Annotated in this window: 18 protein-coding genes and 1 CRISPR repeat array; of the genes, 16 read left to right on the top strand and 2 right to left on the bottom strand. The window is 68.7% G+C overall.

Features of this window, described 5'->3' with window-relative positions; all coding sequences use genetic code 11:
• The first annotated feature begins 123 nt into the window (after nt 1–123).
• The 16 genes from ACIHFB_RS44460 to ACIHFB_RS44385 all read left to right on the top strand — a co-directional run bounded on the left by ACIHFB_RS44460 (nt 124) and on the right by ACIHFB_RS44385 (nt 21113).
• Nucleotides 124–477 (top strand): hypothetical protein, encoded by a 354-nt coding sequence (locus tag ACIHFB_RS44460; protein ID WP_400129853.1) that lies wholly within the window; start codon nt 124–126, stop codon nt 475–477.
• Nucleotides 478–1419: 942 nt separating this feature from the next.
• A CRISPR array of direct repeats spans nt 1420–2363; the repeat unit is 29 nt; unit sequence GGACAGACCCCCACGTGCGTGGGGAAGAC.
• A 328-nt stretch (nt 2364–2691) separates the two neighbouring features.
• Entirely contained in the window at nt 2692–5532 is a 2841-nt protein-coding gene (gene cas3 / locus ACIHFB_RS44455; RefSeq protein ID WP_400129852.1) for a CRISPR-associated helicase Cas3', read from the top strand.
• 486 nt (nt 5533–6018) lie between these two features.
• Nucleotides 6019–7572 (top strand): type I-E CRISPR-associated protein Cse1/CasA, encoded by a 1554-nt coding sequence (gene casA, locus ACIHFB_RS44450; RefSeq protein ID WP_400129851.1) that lies wholly within the window; start codon nt 6019–6021, stop codon nt 7570–7572.
• A 37-nt stretch (nt 7573–7609) separates the two neighbouring features.
• On the top strand, nt 7610–8317 hold the full coding sequence (locus ACIHFB_RS44445; RefSeq protein ID WP_400129849.1) for a type I-E CRISPR-associated protein Cse2/CasB: 708 nt from the start codon (nt 7610–7612) through the stop codon (nt 8315–8317).
• A 1-nt stretch (nt 8318) separates the two neighbouring features.
• Entirely contained in the window at nt 8319–9518 is a 1200-nt protein-coding gene (cas7e, locus tag ACIHFB_RS44440) for a type I-E CRISPR-associated protein Cas7/Cse4/CasC (protein ID WP_400129848.1), read from the top strand.
• Nucleotides 9515–10324 carry a type I-E CRISPR-associated protein Cas5/CasD gene (cas5e, locus tag ACIHFB_RS44435; RefSeq protein ID WP_400129847.1) on the top strand — a complete coding sequence of 270 codons (810 nt, stop codon included), beginning with the start codon at nt 9515–9517 and terminating at the stop codon, nt 10322–10324. Before cas7e ends, cas5e begins: the two co-directional genes overlap by 4 nt.
• Complete coding sequence (gene cas6e, locus ACIHFB_RS44430; RefSeq protein WP_400129846.1) at nt 10302–11024, top strand: type I-E CRISPR-associated protein Cas6/Cse3/CasE; 723 nt, start codon at nt 10302–10304, stop codon at nt 11022–11024. The genes cas5e and cas6e overlap by 23 nt, the downstream gene beginning before the upstream one ends.
• Nucleotides 11025–11070: 46 nt before the next feature.
• Nucleotides 11071–12657: a Mu transposase C-terminal domain-containing protein gene (locus ACIHFB_RS44425; protein ID WP_400129845.1), complete on the top strand. Its 1587-nt coding sequence runs from the start codon at nt 11071–11073 to the stop codon at nt 12655–12657.
• Nucleotides 12654–13523: an AAA family ATPase gene (locus tag ACIHFB_RS44420; RefSeq protein WP_400129844.1), complete on the top strand. Its 870-nt coding sequence runs from the start codon at nt 12654–12656 to the stop codon at nt 13521–13523. The genes ACIHFB_RS44425 and ACIHFB_RS44420 overlap by 4 nt, the downstream gene beginning before the upstream one ends.
• Before the next feature lie 240 nt (nt 13524–13763).
• Entirely contained in the window at nt 13764–15359 is a 1596-nt protein-coding gene (locus ACIHFB_RS44415) for an ISL3 family transposase (protein ID WP_400129843.1), read from the top strand.
• 68 nt (nt 15360–15427) lie between these two features.
• Complete coding sequence (locus ACIHFB_RS44410) at nt 15428–15862, top strand: hypothetical protein (RefSeq protein WP_400129842.1); 435 nt, start codon at nt 15428–15430, stop codon at nt 15860–15862.
• Nucleotides 15863–16254: 392 nt separating this feature from the next.
• On the top strand, nt 16255–16521 hold the full coding sequence (locus ACIHFB_RS44405) for a hypothetical protein (protein ID WP_400129841.1): 267 nt from the start codon (nt 16255–16257) through the stop codon (nt 16519–16521).
• Nucleotides 16506–17039, top strand: coding sequence for an RNA polymerase sigma factor (locus ACIHFB_RS44400; protein WP_400129839.1), 534 nt, complete (start codon nt 16506–16508; stop codon nt 17037–17039). Before ACIHFB_RS44405 ends, ACIHFB_RS44400 begins: the two co-directional genes overlap by 16 nt.
• 89 nt (nt 17040–17128) lie before the next feature.
• Nucleotides 17129–17893 carry an ECF subfamily RNA polymerase sigma factor, BldN family gene (locus tag ACIHFB_RS44395; protein WP_400129889.1) on the top strand — a complete coding sequence of 255 codons (765 nt, stop codon included), beginning with the start codon at nt 17129–17131 and terminating at the stop codon, nt 17891–17893.
• Nucleotides 17894–18507: 614 nt separating this feature from the next.
• Nucleotides 18508–18807 carry a hypothetical protein gene (locus ACIHFB_RS44390; protein ID WP_400129837.1) on the top strand — a complete coding sequence of 100 codons (300 nt, stop codon included), beginning with the start codon at nt 18508–18510 and terminating at the stop codon, nt 18805–18807.
• Between the two features lie 92 nt (nt 18808–18899).
• Nucleotides 18900–21113 (top strand): tetratricopeptide repeat protein, encoded by a 2214-nt coding sequence (locus ACIHFB_RS44385; RefSeq protein WP_400129836.1) that lies wholly within the window; start codon nt 18900–18902, stop codon nt 21111–21113.
• Here ACIHFB_RS44385 and ACIHFB_RS44380 read toward each other — a convergent pair.
• On the bottom strand, nt 21061–22662 hold the full coding sequence (locus ACIHFB_RS44380) for a UvrD-helicase domain-containing protein (RefSeq protein WP_400129835.1): 1602 nt from the start codon (nt 22660–22662) through the stop codon (nt 21061–21063). The two genes, ACIHFB_RS44385 and ACIHFB_RS44380, sit on opposite strands and share 53 nt — an antisense overlap.
• A gap of 70 nt (nt 22663–22732) precedes the next feature.
• Nucleotides 22733–23230, bottom strand: a complete 498-nt coding sequence (locus ACIHFB_RS44375) for a hypothetical protein (protein WP_400129834.1) — start codon at nt 23228–23230, stop codon at nt 22733–22735.
• Nucleotides 23231–23314 lie beyond the last annotated feature (84 nt).

The raw sequence follows: 23314 nt of genomic DNA, 5'->3' as shown, positions 1-23314 counted from the left end.
CGGCAACATCGATGACGAACTCAAAGAGACAATGCGGGCCAGAAGCGGACCATCCGATCGATCGGAGGAACGCCCGCCGCCATTGCCTAGGCGTGCGCCGCCCATTTCCCCCAGCACAAGGGAGTGCCCGATCAACTCAAGCTGCACGCCGTGGATCCGGAGGAGGCGGAACTCGAGGCCCTCGACCTGCCAGCGGACCGCGACCGGTTCATCCTGGCCTACTACGAGCCCTTCCTGGCCGCACTGGAGGCAGGCCAGGAAGAGCCCACCCGCGACGAGTACGAGTTCGGCTCCTTTGGCCCTTTCCAGGTCAGCATCGGGATCCTGGCAGCAGTCGCCCGACGGGTAAGACAGGCACGACTGGGACGCATGAACCGGCTGTACCAGGACGTCGCGGAGCTCTTGGACACTCATCTGTCCGAGGTCAGGCCGACCAATCGTTTCGCGGACGGGACCACCGTCATGGACAAGTGGTAGCAGGCCCTCGATCAGGACGACTGGAGCACCGAGGCCGACGAAGACCTCCCGGACTGGTGGTACTGATACCGGCCCCGTACAAGCCGCCTGCTGCGCCCGCCAACCTCGCATTTCTCCGCGCAGGGCGATGGGATGCTACATCGCGCGATTCGTGCACTCGGCCGGCACGAACTGCCCACTCATCAGGCCCTGGTGAAGGGGCATCAGGGTGGCCACGCTGCACCGAGGCCACCGAAGCTGGCGGCCGTCGCCGATCAAATTGCACAGGCCAGCGCTGTCGAATCCGCTAGACATCCCTGCGATCGAGCTCGCGACGAGGACTCTGAAGGTGCCGCGGAGCCGTGAGCCCGTCGTACAGACGGGGGAGCACAAGTGACAGCAGTGGGCACCGTCCAGCAGTTCCCGGTAACGGGCCCGGGCCTCGGCAGGCCCGGCCACCCGGACCAGGAGCCCGGCACAGCGGCCGGCCTTGGCCCGGGAGGAACGGAGCGATCAGAGGTATTGGTCCAGGGGTCGGCGGCGTAAGTGCCGTCGTGCAGCGCGGACGGACCCCCGTGTAGGGAAGACTCAACCAACGGCACTGGCCCCAGGCCGTGACCGGACACACCCCCACGTGCGTGGGGAACTTTGAACGACAACCGCGCGGCACGGAACAGCGCGGACAGACCCCACGTACGTGGGGAAGACGCGTCGTCCCTAGACGCGGACACCGCCTGGCAGGTCAGACCCCCACGTACGTGGGGAAGATCGCAGGACGCGCACTGCGGCGCGGGCGGTCATGGACAGACCCCCACGTGGGTGAGGAAGGCAGGGGAAACTCGCGTCCCTGATGGTACCGGTGGGCAGACCCCCACGCACGTGGGGAACAGCGGGGTGAGGGGAAGGCCAGCGCGGGCAGACCCGGGAAGACCTCCGTGCCCCCCGTCGCGGCACGATGTGGGCGGGCAGACCCCCACGTACGTGGGGAGAACCTGAAGGGCGTGCTGCTGGCCTGGGCCTTCGTGGGCAGACCCCCACAGATGTGAGGAAGGCCGCGCATCGCTCAGCTCGCCGCCCTGCTGTACGGCAGACCCCCACGTGCGTGGGGAAGACACCTACGCCGGGAAGCTACCCAGCCCCATGCGGGACAGACCCCCACGTGCGTGGGGAAGACGCATCGCAGGAGAGCGATGCCGCCCTCCGCTCAGACAGACCCCCACGTGCGTGGGGAAGACTTGTCGCACCGGCCCCACATGCCTTCGCCCTTGGATAGACCCCCCACGTGCGTGGGGAAGAGTTGTACAACTCCCGCGAGGACCTATCGGACATGGACAGACCCCCACGTGCGTGGGGAAGACCATCGGGACCTCAGGGGAGTTGGTCAGGGGTAGGACAGACCCCCACGTGCGTAGGGAAGACCTCGGCCTGGCCAGCCTTGCCCCCGCCGACTGGGACAGACCCCCACGTGCGTGGGGAAGACAGAGTTCCTCAAGGAACTAGGCACCTGGCTCAGGACAGACCCCCACGTGCGTGGGGAAGACAAGGTCCGCAATGTCCTTGACCAGGGCTGCCCGGACAGACCCCCACGTGCGTGGGGAAGACCTCGATGCTGTCGACGTCACCGGCCGAGATCAGGACAGACCCCCACGTGCGTGGGGAAGACGACTGGGTGTAGAGGCGGCGGTCGCGGCGCGGGGACAGACCCCCACGTGCGTGGGGAAGACTCGAAGTCGTCGACTGGGGCGCAGCGGTAGGTGGACAGACCCCCACGTGCGTGGGGAAGACCGCTTCTCCCATCTCGTTCTGCTTGAGGTCTCGGACAGACCCCCACGTGCGTGGGGAAGACGTTCCGTCTCCGTCGCGCACCTCTACAGAGGTGGACAGACCCCCACGTGCGTGGGGAAGACCCTTGCTCACCTGCTGTTTTAGAGGACTCTAGGTCGTCTTTCGCTCACTTTACCTGAGCTGACTGTGTGAGGCCGAAACTGCGCGGGGGACTCGTGGGCGGGGAGTGACCGCAATAGCCCGGACGTGGTCTGAGAAGGGCGGAAGCAACCCCCGCTGCGGAGTAGAGGCGTGGCGCGTAGCGAGGAGGACAGCCCAGACGAAACAGCTGTCCCGTGGCGGTCTGTGTGGGCGTCCCGTTGCGTAGGAGATGACCGGGGTGCGGCAGGATCGCTGCCTAACGCCTGTGTATCGAAGGCGGGTTGGCGATGCGGGGGAGTGGTTGTGGGAGTGCGGGAGGATGCCCGGCGCGGTGGGGTCGATCTGACGCCGTGGGGGAAGTTCGACCGGGGTGTGCTGGCGGTGTATCCGTTGTTGTTCCATCTGCTGGATGTGGCTGCGATTGCCGGTGAGGTGTGGGACCGGTTCCTGATGCGCGGTCAGCGGCGGCTGATCGCTGCCGGGTTGGGTGTGGCGCCGGCGCAGGCCCGTTGTCTGGTGATGTTCATCGCCGGCCTCCATGATCTGGGCAAGCTCTCGGCTTTCCAGACGCAGGAGGCTCACCCGTGGGCACGGGTGAGCGAGATGCTGCGGGAAGACAGGCAAGGCTGGCAGCGGATGCCGCATGAGCGGGCTTCCATGCACGGCGTACTGCACCTTCTGGCGGAGGCTGGCTACCCGGTGGATGCCTCCGACAGCCCGGGCGCGCGGGTGGCACAGATCATGGGAGGCCATCATGGCCGGTTCCTCCAGCTCGACCTCGACGGCGCAGCCTCCAAGGCCCGTGTCGACCTCACGTTGGGCGGGCCCGCCTGGCAGGACCTGCGGCGCCGCTACTTCGCCCTCGTACGCCATCTGACCGGTGCCACCATGGTGCCCGCCCGGGTGTCGGTGGAGGCCGCGGTACTGATCACCGGAGTCGGGGTGGTCGCAGACCGGCTGGCCAGCCAGCGTCACCACTGGCTGCCCAGAGCCCAAGCACCCGCGTTCGGCGCCGCTGATCACTACGCCCGGGCCGTCAGCGACGCCCCGGATGTGGTCAAGAACTCTGGTCTGGTCCGCGTCACCCTGCCTGAGGTGCCCTTCGCTCGGGCTCACGGCGGACCTGCGGCGCCGAACGACCTGCAGGCTTCCCTGATGCGGCAACTCACCCCCGTGGTGGGGGAGAAGGGGCCCGGGATCACCGTAGTCACCGACACCACTGGCTCAGGCAAGAGCATCGCCGCTCTGGAGGCCGCACGGATCTTCAACGCCGGCGGTGACACCGCAGGCATCGCCTGGCTGCTGCCCACCACCGCCACCGCGGACGCCGCCTACGACATCCTCGAAGCGTATGTCGCTGCGCACGGCCCTGAGCATGCCCCGGTGTCACTGGTGCGCAGCCACAGTTACCTCAACACCGCCTACACTGACCACTGTCTGGCCGCCCACGAGCGGTCGACCACCGACGAGTACTGGCCCGACGACCCCGCCAGCGCGGAGCAGACGGAGCGGCCCGAGAAACGCGTGACCGTCCCGGACGGCTGGCTGCGCGGCTGGGACCGGGCCCTGCTCGCCCAGTTCACCGTCGCCACCCACGACCAGGCCCTCATGGCGGCCCTGCCGGTCCGCTTCAGCGCGCTGCGCCTGTTGGCCCTGTCCGGGCGGACCGTCATCGTCGACGAGACCCACTCCCTCACCGCGTTCATGCAACCGCTGCTGAACCGCCTGCTGCACTGGCTCGGCGCCCTGGGCTGCCCGGTCGTCCTGCTGTCCGCGACCCTGCCTGCCGCCACCAGCAGCGAACTCGTTCGCAGCTACCTCGCTGGCGCGGGACACGACCCGGACGGCCTCGACCTGGCGCCCCCCTACCCGGGCTGGCTGTTCGCCGCCGCCACCGACGCCTCCGTCACCCGCATCGCCCCTCAGGTGGCCGCCGAGCATGGCAAGCGCCACCGCCGCACCGCATCCATCCGCCTCTGCCCGGTGCGCCACCCCTCCCACACCGATCCTGACGACGCCCCGGCCCGCGAGAGCCGACTGGACCGCATCACCACCGAACTCGCCCCCGTTATCCAGGACGGCGGCTGCGCCGCGGTCACCTGCGCGACCATGGCCGACGCCCAGCAGACCTACCAGCACCTGTACGACCAGCCTGGCTGGCCCGACGGCCCGGACGGCCAGCTGGTGCTGCTGCACGCTCGCATGCCCGGCCACGAACGGGAGGCCCTCACCCGCCAGATCCGCGACCAGCTGGGCAGGACCGGAAGGCGGCCGGACCGCCTGGTGATCGTGGCGACGAGCCTTCTCGACATGAGTCTCGACATCGACGTCGACGTCATGGTCAGCGACCTTGCATCCCTGCACACCCTGATCCAGCGCCTGGGTCGTCTGTGGCGCTTCGAGCACGCATGGGGCCCCGGACGCCGGCCCGCCTGGCTACAGAGTCGTCCGTGCCCGAGCGTGGTCGTCCTGCAGCCCACCGACGAAGAAGGCCGCACCCTTCTGCCGGCAACATGGCGTCCCCTGGATCACAGCTTCCTGCCGCACGCCACCGCCGACTTCCTGACGAGCCACCCGGAACGCACCCTCACCCTCACAGTGCCCGACGACGTCCAGCACCTGGTCGAAGCCGTGCACGGCGACGCCGGGGCCCTCGCCCGCACCAGTTCTGCCCTCCAGCGCAAGCACGCCGTCTACCAGAGCAGGCGCCGATCCCAGGAGCATCTCAGCACCCTGCACCTCGTTCCCGGCCCCCAGTACACGCTCTCTCTGGCCGACCTGCACCGCCAGCGCCTGCACCCCCGCGACGCTGCCACCCGCCTGGGCGCCATGCCCCACCGCCTACTGCCCGTCTACCGCACCCCGGCCGGCAGGCTCACCCTCGACGCAGCTGGCACCCGGCCGCTGCCGCTGGAGAGGACCCCGACCACCGCACAGACCCGCGCAATCCTCCAGCACACCCTGCCCGTTCCCGCCGCCTGGGTCACCGGCCGACGCCGCGAACACCATGCACCCCCGGCATGGCGCAAGCACGCCCTGCTCGCCGACCTGGTCCTGCTCCCGGCTGACGAACCCGATGCGGCCACACAGTTCGGCCGCCACCGTCTGCGACTGGACCCCAGGCTCGGCCTTGTCCACGAGGCCGACTGAGCCACCCCTGTTACTTGCACGCCCGTGCGCGAATGCAAATCTCATGCCGTTAGGTCGCCCTCGCTGCCCGGCAGACCGGTGACGGGAGCAGTTCACCCAGTCTCCGCGAAATTGACTGCCCTCGGACAGGAATGACTCGGTCGATCAAGGTGAACCACCAGTAGTTAAATGATGAATCGAGCGGCTCGCGTAGCAGTTCGCGTCGGCTAATATTTAGATGCGACGGCGCGGTTCAGGCTGGCACCGTCTCGCTCTGCGCTGCTGCGCTGGCGAGCACCACAACCCCGGGTGCCCCCGCACGGCCAGACGGCCCCGTCGGTGTCGCCCCAACTCGGCTCACGCCACCTGACGGACCGCTCTCCTGGTACGCCTTGCCCCCTCGTGGCCCCGGCATGCCCTGCCGGCCACTTCCCTCGCCATCCTTCCCTTCCGCCCTCACCGCCGTCCGTCAACGTGCCCTGCCTGTCAGGCATTTGGAGCTCTCTCGTGGCTGCGCCGTCCTACCTCACCGACCAAGAGCGTTGGATCCCGGTTCTGTTGCTGAATGGACGCCAGGAAGACCTGGGCCTGCGCGAGGTCATGCTGCGCGCTCATGAAATCGAAGACCTGGCGCTGCCGCTGCCTCCGGCCGCCGCTGGTCTGCTCCGCACGCTCACCGCCATCGCAGCACGGTTGACAGCCCTGGATGACCCGAAGATGAGAGCGGGGCAGTGGTCCGGGCGCCGAAGGCAGTTCCTGAAGGAACAGGGCCGTTTCGACGCTGCCACCGTCCATGCCTACTTCGACCAGTACATCTGGGATGCGTTCCACCCCGACCGGCCCTTCCTCCAAGACCCTCGGCTGGCCGTGCAGTGCGAAGAGCGGGCCGGAGTGAACAAGCTGGTCTTCGGCCGCCCGGAGGGCAACAACCTTGCCTGGCTCAGCTCGCACACCGACACCGACCCTAAGCCGGTGCCCACCGAGCAGGCCCTGTGGCACATGCTCATCCACCACTACTACGGCGCCGCCGGCCAGTGGTCTGTACGCACCGTCAACGGCCAGCGGATCAGCCAGGCCAAAGCCGGCCCCCTGCGCTCCACCCTCTCCTTCCATCCACTGGGCCGCACCCTGTACGAAACACTCCTGGCCGGCCTGCCCAAACCGGCCGGCAACTGGCCCCGCGCCGCAGACCACTGCCCCTGGGAAGAACCCCACCTGCCCGACCCGCTGGCCGCCCCGCCGCCCGTGACCTGGCCCGGACGACTACTGACCGGCCGCTCCCGGCACGCCGTCCTCCTCATCCCCGCTCCCGACGGCCGCCACGTCACCGACGCCTACCTCACCTGGGCCACCCAGGAGAAACTGCTGGCCGCCGACCCATTCCTCATCCACGACGTCGACCCGAGCAAACCCATCACCGAAAGGCACCAGCCCCGCCGGGCGGACGCCGACCGCGCCCTGTGGCGCGACCTGGATGCGCTGCTGCTCGCCGGCGACGAAAACGCACGCGTCCAACGCCCCGAAGCCTTCACCACCCTCAACGACCTGCCACCCGAATTGCGTGCCCAACTCCGCGTCCGCGTCCACGGCTTCGACCAGGACGGCAAAACTGTCAACCGCACCTGGTACACCGCCCTGACCCCGCCGATCTGGCCCTGGACGCAGGAAAACGACCCGCACATGGCCGACTGGATCGCTACCTGCAGCACAGAGGCCGAGACGATCGGCACCTTGCTGGAGAAGGTCTCCAAAAAAGCCTGGCGCACCATCACCTCGCCCCCCACAGCAACCGGCCGCGCCCCGCGCGCCCCCAGGCGGCTGCCGGCCTGGACCACGCGCGCCCGTGCCGCGTACTGGCCACGCGCCGAGACCGTCTTCTGGGACCTGCTGGCACACCCCGACCGTGACGCGCGGGCTGCGTTCGCCACGGACGCCGTCGCCGTACTGCGGGACGTCACCCGCCCCGCCGTCACCCAGCACTTCCGCGCCGCCCGCGTCCTGGCCCAGGCAGCCGCCGAACTGCGCCGCCCGCCGCGTGGCAGCCAACGCCGCCCCGCCTGACCGACCGCCGCCCAGCCCCCTCTCTTCGGGAACCACCGTGCCCACGCTCACCACCGCGCAACGCCGCGCCCACTACGACGCCTTCGTCGCCGACATCATCGATCTGTGCACCGTGGGCGGCGTGCGCTCCGCCCTCGCGTCAGGGCGCGGACGCCCTGTCGAAGAGTGCGACCGGATGAAGCCCTACCTCGTCGCCCGCATCAGCGGCTTCGGCGCCCGGCAAGCCCACTACACAGTCGCCAGCCTGATCGCCGCACACCGCCACCTCAGGGACGATGACGAGCCCTACACCCCCGAATCGGCTGTCCCCGCTAGTGGCAACACTCTCGAAGCCGACAGTCGAGACGAGGACCCGCCCGGCGCCGGCCCCACGGACAGGGCCCTGGACACCCCAGGCCAGGGCGATCGGCCCGCCGAGAACCCCGTGCGGCCGTATGACGGGCGGGCGTGGCGGGCACGCCCGAATCTCGGCACCACCCTGGCGATTGCCGTGGCCCGGCACGGCTTCAAGCAAGGCCGCATGGACGACCGCATCAAAACCCTCACCAGGCTGCCCGCCACCCGGCTGCACCCCCGGCTCTGGACCCTCACCGCGCACCTGAGCAGCCTGGATGCAGCCCGCCTCGACTTCGCCGTCCTGCTGGAAGACCTCGCCTGGTGGGACACCGACCGGCTGTACATCGCCGACCGCTGGACCGAGTCCTACTTCCTCACCCTCGACCGCCTCGTATCCCAGGAGAACTGACGTGGCCGCCTACGCGCCCGCCCGCTACATCGACCTGCACGCCCTGCATCCGGTGCCCGCCTCCCTGCTCAACCGGGGGGAGGACGATGAACCCAAAACCCTGCTGCTCGGCGGATCGGTCCGTGCCATGGTCTCCTCCCAGTCCTGGAAGCGGCCGATCCGCCTGGATATGGAGGAGCAGCTCGACGAACACGCGGTGCGCACCCGCAGGCTGCCGCTGCTCGTGGCCGAAGCCCTGCGCGAGGCCGACTGGCCGGAAGACCTGGCCGCCTACGCAGGCGCCCAGGTCGCCCGCTCGGCCAACAGCGAGGGCCTGAAGACCGAAGAGGCACAGGGCGGCATCACGTCCGCCCTCCTGTACATGCCCCGTGACGTCGTCGCCGAGATGACCGACCTGTGCCAGGAACACCGAACGGCACTGGAAGAGGCCCGCATCCAAGAGGCCGCCGCGGCAGACAAGCCCAAGAAGAGCCGCAAGAAAAAGGGCGAGGGCCCGCCCGCCGTCCTGCCCACCGCAAAAGTTGCCGCGCTGATCCGCCGCCGCACAGCGACCATCAACCTGTTCGGCCGGATGCTTGCCGAACTGTCCGGCGCTCAGGTGGACGGCGCCGTGCAGATGGCTCACGCCTTCTCAGTGCACCAAAGCGACCCGCAGCCGGACTACTTCACCACTGTCGAGGACTGGCCCGCCGCCGGCGCGTCGGGCAGCGCGCACCTGCAGACCAGCTTCTTCACGTCCGGCATCCTCTACCGCTACGCGACCGTCAACCTCACCGAACTCGTCCGCAACCTCGGCGGTGACGAGAAGCAGGCCCTTAACCTGCTCGGCCTGTTCACCGAGGCATTCATCGAGACCATGCCGCGGGCGAAGAAGACCTCCACCGCACCACATACCCTGCCCCACCTCGTCGCCTACGCCGTGCGTGACCGCCGCCCGGTCTCCTACGCCGCCGCCTTCGAACATCCCGTCAAGCACGCCCACGGCGGCGGCCACACCATCCCCGCCGTTAACGCCCTCTCCCAGCACGCCGGCGCCCTCAACCGGCTGATCGGCGAGCGCCGCCGCATCGCCCACGGCTACACCACCCTTCAGGAAACCCCCGTCGACCACCTCGGCACCGCCCACGCCTCCTTCGAGGAACTCACCGACGCCCTCACCGAGGCCGCCGCCCAGCCCTCCCCGTCCCGGGCAAATGCGTGAACGGCATCGTGCTGCGCCTGGCCGCCCCGCTGATGTCCTTCGGCGAATACGCCGCCTTCCGGTACCGCGACACTGTCGCCTTCCCCACCCGCTCCGCCCTCATCGGCATGTTCGCCGCCGCCGACGGCCGCTCCCGCGAGGAAGCCCTCGCCCCCGACCCCGCCACCGGCGTCATCCCCTACAGCGATCTGGTCTTCACCGTCCGCATCGACCGGCCGGGCCACCGCCACACCGACTTCCATACGGCCGGCGGCGGCCGCCCCCACAAGCAGGGCCTGCCCACCAGTAACGGCGGCTACCGCAGCCAGAAGGCCTCCACCCACATCAGCCACCGCGTCTACCTGACCGACGCCGTCTTCACCGTCGCCGTCCAGGGCCCCGACCCGCTCCTGGAACACCTCACCCACCGGCTCGAACAGCCCGCCTTCGCGCCCTACCTGGGCCGACGCGCCTGTATCCCCGACGAACCCCTCGTCCTGCGCGACCCGCACCCCCAACCAGTGGACGAGCTCCTTGCCCGCGTCCCGCTCAGCCTTGCCGCCCCGCCCAGACCCGAACAGGCCACCGTGCCCGTCGACTTCGTCTGGGAGCACCGCCCCGAGCACATTCCGGCCGCCCAAGTGCACCGGGAACTCGCCGACGTGCCCGTCGACTTCACCCCCACCAAGCGCCTCCACCGCACCCGCCGGGTCTGGCGCAGCCCCGAAGAACTGCCCGCCTCCCTGTACGCCGCCCCACCCGCCCTCAACGCCCTGGCCGACTACATCCAGCAGGACACCCTCGATGAGCGCACCGACCGCAACTGAGCCCGCCGCAGCAACCCTGATCCGGATCCGCCTCAACCTCGAAAACCGAGACATCCGCCGCAACGTGGACCGGCCCGCCAGCCTGCACAAGACGGTCATGCTCCTGGCCCCCGAAGGCATGGGCGGAAACCCCCGCCAGGATGCGGGACTGCTCTTCCGTCTCGAGCACGCCACCCGCACCATGCCGCCGACGCTGCTCGTCCAGTCCCGGATGCCGCCCGACTTCACCCGCCTGCCCCCTGGCTGCGGCGCCGTCGAGACCCGCGACCTCGCACCCCTGCTGGCCGCCCTCACCACCGGCCGACGCGTGCGCTACCGCATCACCGCCAATCCCAGCACCCGCTACACGGTCAAAAAGGAGGAGGACGCCGACGCCGCTCCCTTCTTCCCGGCAGCCAAACCCCGCCGCACAGACGTCCCTCTGGACGGCGATGACGCCCTCGCCTGGTGGCAGCGCAAAGCCACCCACGCAGGACTCGACGTGCACAGTGCCGCCCTCACCCCCCTGCCGCGATCCCGACGCGCCATCACCCGCTGGCACGAGGGCGGCCGGCAACCGGACACCTTCTGGTGCGCACTCAGGCGCTTCGACGGCGAGGCCACCATCGCCGACGCCGACCAACTGCGCCGCGCCGTACTGACCGGCATCGGCCGCGGCAAGGCCTACGGCGCCGGCCTGCTCTCCCTCGCCCCCGCCTGACTCACCGCCCCGACGTCCACCACCCCCAGGAAGACCCCGGACACCCGTGCCCGCTACGCCACCGCCCGACGGCCCCTACGACACCACCTCCCTGCGCGCCGCCGCGGTCCGCCGACTGCTGCGCCTGCGCGACGCAGACCGCCTCGCTCACCACGATGTCCGCACCGTCGCCGCCGCCTTCACCGTCAACTGGCGCACCGTGCGCCACTGGATGGACAACGCCGACGCCCACCAAGGCACCTACACCCCCCAAGGCCGCCGCCACTTCACCCTCACCCCGGCCATGCATGAAGCCCTGGCCCGATGGAACGGCAACGCGGCAGCCACCTACCGCGAACTCGTCGCCGACGGCATCTTCGGCAGCCCGCCTCGCGTGTCCCAGGCGACCTTCTACCGTGCCGTAGACCGGGAACTCACGCCCGGCCAGCGCGCCGCCCTCAAAGGGGGCGAAGCTGCCCGCCGCCGACACGACGTGCACGCCCTGCGCCCGCACGGCAACCGCAACGACGTCTGGGAGACCGACCACGTCGAAGCCAGCCTCTTCGTCAACGTCGACGGCCACCGCCGCAAACCCTGGATCACCTGGTTCATCGACCACACCACCGCCGTCATCTGCGGGCTGGCCATCACCCCCCACCAGCCCAGCCAGGACGCCATCCTGGCCGCCGCCCGCGACGCCATCCTCTGCACGGACCACCACCGGCCCTTCGGCGGCATCCCCCGCAAGATCCGCACCGACCGCGGCCGTGACTTCCTGGGCAAGTGCGTGGACGAGGCGTTCAAAAAGTTCGGCACCGAACTGATCGTCCTGCCGCCCTACAGCCCCCACCTCAAAGGCACCGTCGAAGCCGTCAACGGCGCCGCCAAGCACATGCTGTTCAAAGGACTGCCCGGCTACGCCCACACCCCCCGAAGCCGCCGCGACCGCCGCGGCCAGCCCCTGTGGGCCCTTAACGAACTCCTCGACTACGAAACCTTCGTCACCGTCGTCCTGGACTGGGTGGACTGGTGGAACAACGACCACACCATCGCCCGCCTCCACCGGCGCACCCCCGCCCAGGCCTGGCACGCCGACCTCACCCCCATCGACACCCTCGACCTCGCAGATCTGCACACCTACACCCTCATGGACGGCGGCCCACCCCGGAAGATCACCAGCAAGGGGGTGCGCTGGAAGAGCGCCTACTACGTCGGCGACTGGATGCACGGCCACTCAAGCGCCGGCGAGATGGTCCGTCTGCGCCACGAACCCCACCACTACCACCGCGTCGAGCTCTACGACGCCGACACTCTCACCTACCGCGGACCCGCCTTCCGCAGCGACGAGATGAACCCCCGCCAAGCCCGCGCACTGCGCAACGCCCGCCAGCGCGAAGCCGACCGCTACGCCGCCAAAGCCCGCCGGGCACGCAAAAGCGCCACACCCCGCTACGCCGCCACCAGCGTCGCCGCCGCGCCCGAGCCCCTCAACCGGCTCACCGCCAGCCAAGCAGCCGCCCAGCTACGCGAACTGCAGACACCGGAAGGTCACCTGCAGGCCGAGGCCCGGCCTGACCTCCTCAACCGGCCCCAGCCCGACTCCGCCCGCTGGACCAAGCCCCGGCCCGGCCCCAAGCCCCAGGACACCGAGTGACCCACCCGACCACCACGCCCGAGAACCAGCCGACCGCCGGCCCCAACTACCACTACATGGGCCTGCCCGGCGCCCGCGCCATGCTGACCCAGGCCAGCGCAGAGACCTACGCCAACCTTGTCACCACCCTCAACGCCGACGCCGGCAAGGGCGCCATCATGTGCGTCCACGGCGGCGTCGGCCTGGGCAAGACCTTCGCCGTCAACAGCCACCTCGACGACCTCGCCCCCCACACCACCCTGCGCATCAAAGTCGGCTCCGCCAAAATCCAGGCCCTGCGCGCCTCGCTGTACCAAAAGCTCGACCTCCCTGGCGAGGCCCCCCTCAACAGCACCCGCTGTGAAGCCATCCTCAAGGAAGCACTGTCGGAAACCCCGCGCGTCCTGGTCGTCGACGAAGCTCAGTGGCTGGACACCCGGGCCTTCGAATTCATCCGCGAGCTCTGGGACGACGAAGACACCCGCCTCGCCATCGTCCTCGTCGGTGCCGAAACCTGCTACCAGAAGATCAAAAACCGGCCTGCCCTCGACTCCCGCATCCTCGTCTGGCAGCGCTACAAGCCCCTCACGCCCAGTGAAGTCCTCACCGTCATCCCCAAGTACCACCCGCTGTGGACCGACGTTCCCACCGACGACCTGCTGTGGGTCGACGACCTTGCCTGCCACGGCAACTTCCGCCAGTGGGCCAAAATCACCTACCTGCTCTGGGAAGAGCGTGGAGGCCCCGACATGAAGGGGCCCGGTACCGCAGGACCGCCACACCAGCCCACGCCACACGGCGCGGCCGCATCGCTCCCTGCTTACAGCCGGGACCTGGTGCGCGCCGTCCTCAGCCGCCTCGACCCCACCCAACGCCACACCGACTGAACGGGTCCAGGATTGACGGCCCCGGAAATCTGGCTGCACCAGCGCTGGGACGGGAGTCCCGCGGCGCTGACGGCTGCCACGGTAATGCACCCACTCCCGGTTAGCTTTGTTCACGAGTTGGGGCTCTGGTCCACTTCTTGTGGCGGTGTACGCAGCGTGACTATTGACCTCTGGGCGATGCGGGTCCAGGTCGCCCGAAAATCGCCCAGCCGACAGGCGGCAGGGTCGACAGTCTACGCCGTGAACAAGGTACGGCCGCAGCTGGATGAGCTGCTGTTCTCCTCAATGGAGGGCGTGTTCGTGGAATCCGTCGAGGTGTCCGACACGGTCGTCCGTGTCGAGGCCCGCACGACTGCCAGCCGGGCGGCATGCCCGCGGTGCGGGTGCTGGTCGGACCGAATACACGGCTCCTACCTGCGGTTCCCTCGTGATCTGCCAGCGGTCGGCAAGTTCGTTGTGGTGTCGTTACGGGTGCGTCGCTTCGTCTGCGTGGAGGAGTCTTGCTCGCGGAGGACATTTGCCGAGCAGGTGCCCGGGCTGACCCGCCGGTTCGGTCGTCGGACCGAGCGGCTGCGATCGATGTTGCTCTCGGTCGGCCTTGCCCTTGCCGGCAGGGCCGGCGCCCGGATGACGGACATCTTGGGGGCACCGGTCAGCCGGAACACTCTGCTGCGGCTGATCGTCTCGCTGCCCGATCCTCCGGTCACGGTGCCCCGCGTGGTCGGCGTGGACGAATACGCCCAGCGAAAGGGCCGTATCTACGGAACTGTGCTCGTCGACGTCGAGACACGTCGCCCGATCGATCTCCTGCCGGACCGGGAGGCGGACACGCTTGCTGCCTGGTTGGCCAAACGGCCCGGCATCGAGATCGTCTGCCGCGACCGTGCCCCCTTCTTCGCCGAGGCGGCGACCCGTGGCGCCCCACAGGCCATTCAAATTGCGGACCGGTGGCACCTCTGGCACAACCTGGGCGAAGCCGCCGAGAAGTGCGTCTACCGGCACCGCGGTTGCCTGCGCCCCGCGCCAGAACGGCCTGAGGAACCAGCGGAGGAGGCGGAGTCGGCTGCGACGTCGCCCTGGCCCACAGGCCACCGGTTCGCCGAACGCACCCGCGCCAAGCACGCCACCATCCACGCGCTTCTGGACGCCGGCCACAGCAAGCGGTCCGTCGCCCGGCAGCTCGGCATGACGCTCAACACGATCCTGCGCTTCTCGCGCGCCACCACGCCGGAAGAGTTGTTCACCGGGCAGTGGCAAAGCCGCGCGACCAAGCTCGACGCCTACAAGCCCTACCTAGCCCAGCGCTGGGAGGAAGGCTGCACCAACGCCTGGAAGCTGTGGGAGGAGATCAGAGAGCAGGGCTACCCGGACGGCTACGGAAACGTCCGGAACTACGTGAGCAGGACTCTGCGCCGCAAACCCCAGCCGGTCGGGCCCCGGCCGCCCTCGGCCCGCGCCGTGACCCGCTGGATCCTGACCCACCCGAACGCACTGGTCGAGAGCAACCGGATCCAGCTCAAGGCTGTGCTGGTCAACTGCCCCGAGCTGGATGTCCTCGCCAAGCACGTGCGGGCCTTCGCCCACATGGTCACCGACCTTCGAGGCGACCAACTGCCAGAGTGGATCGAATCAGCCAGAGTCTCTGCCGACTTGCCCAGTCTCAGCCGGTTCGCTCACCACCTCGAACGCGACCTTGACGCCGTCGTCGCAGGGCTCTCCCAACCGTGGAACTCCGGCGTCGTGGAAGGTCATGTCAACCGGATCAAGATGCTCAAGCGCCAGATGTTCGGCCGCGCAGGATTCGAGCTCCTCCGCAAGCGTGTCCTGCTGGCGTGAGCGAGAGCCTTCAGAGCTCGTCTGCGGAGATTCTGCCTTAGCCTGCGATCGGCGCATAGGATGCTGCCGTGAGCAGCGCGAACGTGCACGCAGACCGATTCCTCGGGGAATTCCGGGAGTTGGAGCATGGCCGCACCGACGGGCCCTCGCTGAGGGACTGCATGCAAAGAAAGGGTGCGGCCTATGAAACGGACCTCGTTCGCTACCTGCGTGCTGGCTCGGTGCTGGCCGCGACCACCTCACGGGTCCATGACGTCCTCAGCGCTAGGAACGAGCTGATCGGCGGCCTGCATCTCCTCACTGACGGTGAGTGGTTCTGGTACACGGATCTGGCGTACTACGTCGAGCACTATCACGTGCCCCTCGACGCACAATTCGTTGATCACGCACGCGGGCGCGGGTGGACACCACCTCAGCTGAGTGACGCCGAGCTCGTCCGGATTGCCGACACTTTCTTCCCGGACGACGGCACTGCACCTGTCGTTGTTGACGGTGGGCAGTAGAGAGGGTTGAGGACGCTCAGTACCGGGGCCGCTCGACCCTTCATGGGGTTGTGATTTCAGCCGACGGGCTTCTACCGCTGTCACACTAAGGCGGCCCTCACGCTGCGTACACGTCCACAAGAAGTGGACCAGAGCCCGTTCTCACGTACAGAGCCACCCGGTGGCTGTCAGCGTGGGGGAGTGGCCAGCAGATCCACCCGCGGTGTCGGCAAGGACAGCCCATCACAACCAGCGCACCACACAGATCGGTTGGCGCAGATTTCCGGGTGCCGGGCATCAACCTCACTCCTAGTGCAGCGTTTTGACCGACGGCCGCCTTTCCTGTGATGAGGACCGCCAGTGGGCGGGTGCCGGAACCGGCGGATGGAGACGGTGTGGGAACACTGACTGACGTGGCACCAATACTTGCCGCCGCAGCTGCCGGTCTGGCAGCCAGGCACGCCGGCGGAGCGCACGCGTGGGGGCTTCTCAAGGAAGCGTTCCGTTTCCGCGAAGCGGTACGAGCCGAGCGGGAACGGCATGCCGGACTGGTGGCCCTGGTGGAGCGACTCCCGCCGGGCAGCCGTCTTGTCGTGCGACAGGAGCCGGGCGGCCGCCGCAGCATGGAGATCCGCACGGAGCCTCGCCCGCCGACGCCCGACCGGTGCAGCACACCATGACAGGCGCGCAATCCCGTCCGTCAGTAACCGGGTTCGAGGCGTTCTTCATGCATCACGAGCCATGCGTGCGCCGCTACCTCTTCACTCGCGGTGCCCACAACGATGTGCTGGAAGAAGCGGCTCAGACGACCATGGAGGAGGCACTGCGCTCCTGGGATCGCCTCAAAGACCACCCGAAGCCGCAGGCATGGCTCTTCACGGTGGCCGCGCAGCGGCACGCCAAGATCTACATGGAGCACTGGCGGCTGGGGGAGCCGACCGACCCGGCCGACTTCGACCAGCACCTGTACGACGACGCCACCATTTCCTGCGAAGAGCGGCTCGACCTCCTGCGCAGCCTGCGCGAGTTACCGAAACAGCAGCGCCAGGCCCTGGTCCTGCGCTGCCTGTTCGACCTGCCCTATGAACAAGTCGCTGACGTCATGGGCATACAGCCCAGCTCGGCGAGAGGCCATGTATCCCGCGCACTGTCCCACCTTGCCCAGATGTATGACAAAGAGGAAGGAGGGTGCACATGAGCGTCGAAGAGCGACTGGGGCAGACGCGCCACGCCCTGGCACAGATGTGGTCCGACGAGGAGGCGACCGCCGAGCGCCTGCGGCGACTCATGGCCCGCACCTGCCCGGTCGCACCTGAGCCGGAAACGTATGCCGCCACCCCAGTGGTGCCGGACGAACAGGTAACCGCCCCAAAGACAGTTGGCCCTGGCGAAGAAGAACTCGCACTCTGCCCGGCAGTCGCGCACAGGGCAACCGGCCGAGCCGGGCGGCCGCACATGGCCACTCCGGCAGATGCCCACACCTCTCGGCCGGTCACGGACCGCGGCGGCGCCCGGATGACGGATCTCGTGGAGCGTGCCCAGGCCGGCGAAGCCGACGCCTTCGGCCGCCTCTACGACCAGTACAGCGACTCTGTGTACCGGTACATCTACTACCGGGTTGGAGGCAAAGCCACCGCCGAGGACCTCACCAGCGAGACGTTCCTGCGCGCCCTGCGCCGCATCGGCACCTTCACCTGGCAGGGCCGTGACTTCGGCGCCTGGCTGGTGACGATCGCCCGCAACCTCGTGGCGGATCACTTCAAGTCGAGCCGCTTCCGGCTGGAAGTGACCACCGGCGAGATGCTCGACGCCAACGAGGTCGAGCGCTCCTCCGAGGACTCCGTCCTGGAGTCCCTGTCGAACGCCGCACTGCTCGACGCCGTGCGCCAGCTCAACCCGCAGCAGCAGGAGTGCGTCACGCTCCGCTTCCTGCAGGGCCTCTCCGTCGCGGAGACCGCCCGGGTGATGGGCAAGAATGAGGCAGCCATCAAAACCCTCCAGTACCGCGCTGTGCGCGCGCTCGCCTGCCTTCTTCCGGACGACGCACACTGACCGGGTCGGGGCTGCGTGCCTGCAGAGGGTCTTTCCGCCGTGGCCAGTTGCCGCGGTGTCCGTCAGTCTGCTGACCAGACCCAGATCCCGCTTCACCCTCCGCGACGGGTGCCAGGCGGCGCCCCGCTCCATCAACACCTTCACCCGCGACCTCCCCTGCACGGCACTGCGCACCTTCGAGCCTCTCACTCCGTCCTGCAAGCGAGGGCGGCCCGTAATTGAGGGGCGTCGTGAGCAATGGGCGCAGCCGCTCACGAAACGGAGGGGCTGCGGTGCTGATTGCGCATCAAGTGGCAAGAACTCGGCGGCTGTCGAGCCGCTGCTCTCACAGCGGGAGGTCCGAACAGATCGCGCAATGTGTCCTCGCCCGTACGCTTAGTTACTCGGAGGGGTGGGCTGGCTGGCGGCCTTGCCGGGAAGGCAGGTTGGGGGATGGCATGTTGGATGAGGCGTTGACGGCCTTGGCTTCAGCAGCCGGTGCGGCGGTGGCCGCAGCAGCAGGTACTGATGCCTGGACGGCAGTTCGGGAGAGGGTAGCCCGGCTCTTTGGCAGAGAGAACGCACCCCAGAGCCGGCGAGCCCTGGGGCGTTTGGACCAGACGGCAGCAGCCATCGTGAGTGCTGTTCCCGGGGAGGCTGGGCAGACCCAGGCCGCTGTGACGGCCGCCTGGCAGACCCGGTTTCAGGACCTGCTCGAAGACCTGGAAGAGCCCGACCGCAGGGCAGCAGTCGAGCAACTGCAGGCGCTCCTGGACCTGGTCCGGCATGCCACGGGAGGCATGGTGGCCCGGGACGGCGGGGTCGCCATTGGTGGGAACGCTGACCTCCGGGCCGACCGGGGGTCGGTGGCCGCTGTGCGCACGGGGGACGTGACGGTCGGAAACCCTCAGCCGCCGGGCCCGGACCACGTCTGACCGGTCCCGGCACCAGGTCCGCCCTGTACGTCAAGGCGCAGACGTCGCTCGTCGCTCAGAACGGCGGCCTAAGCGTCGGGCACGCCGAGACGGTGACGCAGACGTATTATGCCGCCGCACGCTTCTCGGCGTGCTGGCCGCATCTGGTCGGGGCGCTCCCACCACTGGCGGAGTGTTTTCAGCACCGTGCCGCCGCGGACGCCTTGGCCCAGAAGATCGCCGCGGGCAGCCCCAGCGTGCTGTCGGGGACGGGAGGGGTCGGTAAGACTCAGCTTGCCGCCTTCTACGCTCGCACGGCCTGGCAGGCTGGTGCCGTGGATCTCCTGGTGTGGGTTACCGCCTCCAGCCGGGATGCGATCATCAGCGGCTATGCCAATGCCGGGGCCGACGTTGCAGACGCCGCCCCCGCAGATCCCGAGCAGGCCGCCACTCGCTCCCTGGCCTGGGCCGAGACCACCGACCGCCGATGGCTGATCATCCTGGATGACCTGGCCGACCTCACCGCCGTGCGTGGCCTGTGGCCGCCTGAACACCATCGAGGCCGGGTGTTGGTCACCACCCGCCGTCGTGACGCCGCGCTGCGCGGCCACAGCCGGCATTTCATCGGCATCGACCAGTTCACCTCCGCCGAGGCAGCCGCTTACCTGACCGCGAAGCTCGCCGTCCATAACCGCCAGGACGATCCCGAACAGATCGTCGGCCTGGCCGCAGACCTGGAACACCTCCCGTTGGCGCTGGCCCAAGCGGTCGCCTACCTGATCGACCTCGAACTGGACTGCTCCACCTACCGCGAGCGGTTGGCCGATCGTGCTCGTACCCTGCCTGGCCTGCTCCCCGAGACCGGCTCTCTGCCGGATGACCAGGCCGTCACCGTGGCTGCGACCTGGTCCCTGTCCATCGACCGTGCCGACCGGCTCAGCCCGGAAGGCGTCGCCCGCCCTCTGATGCACCTGGCCAGCCTGCTCGACCCCAATGGCATCCCCATCACCGTTCTGACCAGCCCTTCGGCTTTGGCCTACCTCACCGCACACCGCGCTTTCCGTAACGCCACTGGCCCCATCGGCTTGTGCCCGCCGGTTACCGAGGCAGACGCGGCCGACGCGTTGCGCTGCCTGCATCGGCTCAGTCTCGCCGACCACACCTCCGGCACCTCTCACAACGCTGTTCGGGTCCACCGACTCGCCCAACGTGTCACCCGCGAATCCCTGACAGACGACCAACGCGACGCTCTGGCCCGTGTCTGCGCCGACGCCCTTCTGGAAGTCTGGCCCCAGGTCGAACGAGACACGGCCCTCGCCCAGGCACTACGCGCCAACACCAACGCCCTCACCCGGCATGCCCAACACGCCCTGTGGCGGCCCGTCAGCCACCCCGTCCTCTTCCACACAGGCAACAGCCTTGGCAGCGCCGGTCTCGCCGCCACCGCCCGCAGCCACTTCCACGACCTTCACATCACCGCCCGCCAGCAACTCGGCCCTGACCATTCCCACACTCTGACCGCCCGGGCCAACCTCGCCTACTGGCAAGGCGTGACGGGGGACGTGGTGGGTGCCGTTGCTGCGTTCGAAGAGCTGTTGACGGACATGCTGCGAGTGCTTGGTCCTGATGACCCTCACACTCTGACTGCTCGCGCCAACCTCGCCTACTGGCGGGGCATGGTTGGAGATGCGGCCGGTGCCGCTACCGCGTTCGAAGGGGTGCTGACCGACGAGGAAAGCGCACTCGGCCCCGATCATCCCCACACCCTGACCGCCCGCGCCGGTCTTGCCTACTGGCGCAGAAAGGCAGGTGACGTGGCCGGTGCTACCACCGCGTACGAGGACGTGCTGGCCGACAGGAAAAGAGTGCTGGGCCACGACCATCCCGACACCCTGACAACCCGCCACAACCTCGCCTATTGGCAGGGGGAGACGGGGGACGCGGTGGGTGCCGTTGCTGCGTTCGAAGAGCTGTTGACGGACATGCTGCGGGTACTGGGCCCTGATCACCCCCACACTCTGACCGCCCGCCACAACCTCGCCAGGTGGCGGGGCGAGGCGGGGGACGCGGTGGGTGCTGTCGCTGCGTTCGAAGAGCTGCTGACCGACATGCTGCGGGTACTGGGCCACGGCCATCCCGACACCCTGACGACCCGCCACAACCTCGCTTACTGCTGGGGTGTGACAGGGAACGCTGACGCTGCTACTGCCGCGCTCCAGCGCGTGCTAGCCGATCAGGAGCGGGTACTGGGCTCCGATCACCCTGACACCCTGATCACTCGCCACAACCTTGCTCGGTGGCGGGCCGAGGTAGGGAACGCGGAATGACTGGGGCCTGGACAGGCAGACCAGAAAGGTCGACATCGAGTGAATCCGACGATGGCATGCTTTCCAGCAGGCGCCGTGTAGCCGCGGGTCTCATCGGGCTTGGGTGGGTGTTGATCCAAGAGAGGCCGCCCAGGTCGAGGTGCTGGCGGGCGCGGGTGACGGCGACGTAGGCGAGGCGGGCGTCGGTGTCGTTGACGGGTTCGGGGATAGGGCGTCCTTGGTCGTCGTGCTGGTCGGTGTCTTTGGGGGGTGGGAAGTCGTTGCCGATTTGGACGGTGGGCCATTCGCGGCCTTTGGCGGTGTGGGCCGTGGAAACGGTCACATCAGCCTGCTCTTCGTCAGTGAGCTGGTCGACGGCCGCAAGGATCGCGTCGGGACCGTGGGCGTCGACGAGGTCGACGAAGGGTTGCACGTCGCGTCCCGCGGGATCGCATGCGGCGTAGTCCTGTAAATCGCCCCACGAGCGGAAGAGGACGAGTTCGGGGTGGGGGGTTCGGTGGCCGCTCTTGAGGTCGCGGGCGGCGAGCGCGAGTGCGGCCAACTGCTGTCCTCCCCGGGTCAGGGCGACCCGGTGGCCAGCGGCGAGAAGGCGCATGACTTCGGTCATGGCGCCGATGTTGGTGCGGCACAGCACCGCGTCCGGGCAGTCGAGGCCGCCTGCCTCGGCAGGGATGCTCTCGGTGCCGGTCAGACGGATGGGAGCGTCGGCCAGAGCCAGCCACCGATTGGCCTCTTGGGCAATCACAGGGCCGAAACGGAAGGAGTGGGTCAGGGTGAGGGGGGTAGCGTCGAAACCGGTCATCACATCCCGAGCGCCGCGCCAGCCGTAGATGGCCTGGGCTGAGTCGCCGACCATGACGAGCTGGGCGTGCCCGCGCTGCGCGTTGAAGACCTCCTCCAGGACCGGGTTGGTGTCCTGGGCTTCGTCGAGGAAGAGGAAGTCCGCCTCGATCTTCGGCTCGGTCAGAGCCCACATCTTCAGGTAGTGGTCGTGCTCGAAACGCACCACCCCCTGGTCGCGGTCTTGTAGGTCGGCCCAGGCCCTGCCAGCGAACTGCACGGCGATGTCAGCGAGTTGCTCGTGCTCGCCGGGGGCGGTCAGGCCGCGCAGGCGGGGCACGTGGTGGTGGGCGAGGGCGCGGTCGGCGGAGTGGCAGTAGCGGGTCACGGTGCGAAGCACGTTGTGGGAGAGCATCCGGGGAGTGATCTCGTGATCGCCGATGCGGACCGGCCGGGTGATGCCGAGCGCTTGGCCGGTTTTCCAGGCGGCCTGGCGGGGGCTGTTGAGGCGGCCTGTGTAGCGGTGGCCGACGGCGGCGTAGGCGGTGGCGTGGGCGGTCCTACACGTCACCGTGCGGGGGAAGCGGGCCGCGGCATCCCGGGCGATGTTTTTGTTGAAGGCGACGTAGCGGCCGCAGCGCTGGGTGCTTCCGGCGAGCAGCTCAAGCGTGCTGGTTTTCCCGGTCCCCGCGCCGGCCTGAAGGACCAGATGGCGACCGGCCTTGAAAAGGTTGAGGGCGTGAGCTTGCTCGTCGGTGAGCGTGTACAACAAAGCCTCCGTGAAAGAGAGAAGCAGAAGGGCAGAAGGGAAAGACCAGCAGTTGCTGCGCTAGGCGGGCCTACAGCGCCGGCGGTGTGCATCGGTGACTGCGCCCGCACAGGCACCGGGCCACGCCAGCTAGGACTTCATCGGGCGTGTAGTGGGCGAGCACGCTGTTGAGCTGGTCCTCCAGGCCCCGGGCGCGCTTCCGCGCATCTCGGGCCACGGCTGCGTGCAGACGTCGGCTGAGCACGTCCCGCGGGCGCTGCCCCAGGACCGCTGCGTCCCTGCAGAGAGCCTCATGAACGGCGGAGTCGAGGTCCAGGTTGAGCAGGACCTGGCCGCGCCGGTCAGGGTAGTGCGTGGTCAGGCCGTCGATGGGCAACAGCGTGCCCAGTCGGCGCCGCAGCACATGCAGTGCCCGGCCGGGACTGCGCGCGCTGTGGACCACCATCAGCCTGGTGCGGTCCGCATTCACCGCCAAGGGCACATGACGACAGGCGGAGCGGAGTTCACCGGGGACGGCGGGTCTGGTCAGTGCGACCTCGACGGCATGGTGCACAGGAGGCTGCCTCATGGCTGAACCGCCCTTCGTGCGCAGCCTGCAGGCCCGGGACGTTGAGTGCGGGCGGGCAGGCGCGTGCTGATGTGCTCGTGATGG

The organism is Streptomyces sp. NPDC051963, from assembly GCF_044593495.1.
Taxonomy (GTDB): Bacteria; Actinomycetota; Actinomycetes; order Streptomycetales; family Streptomycetaceae; genus Streptomyces.
The sequence above is the reverse complement of the archived record's forward strand: the minus strand, read 5'-3'. Positions and strand labels throughout refer to the sequence as shown.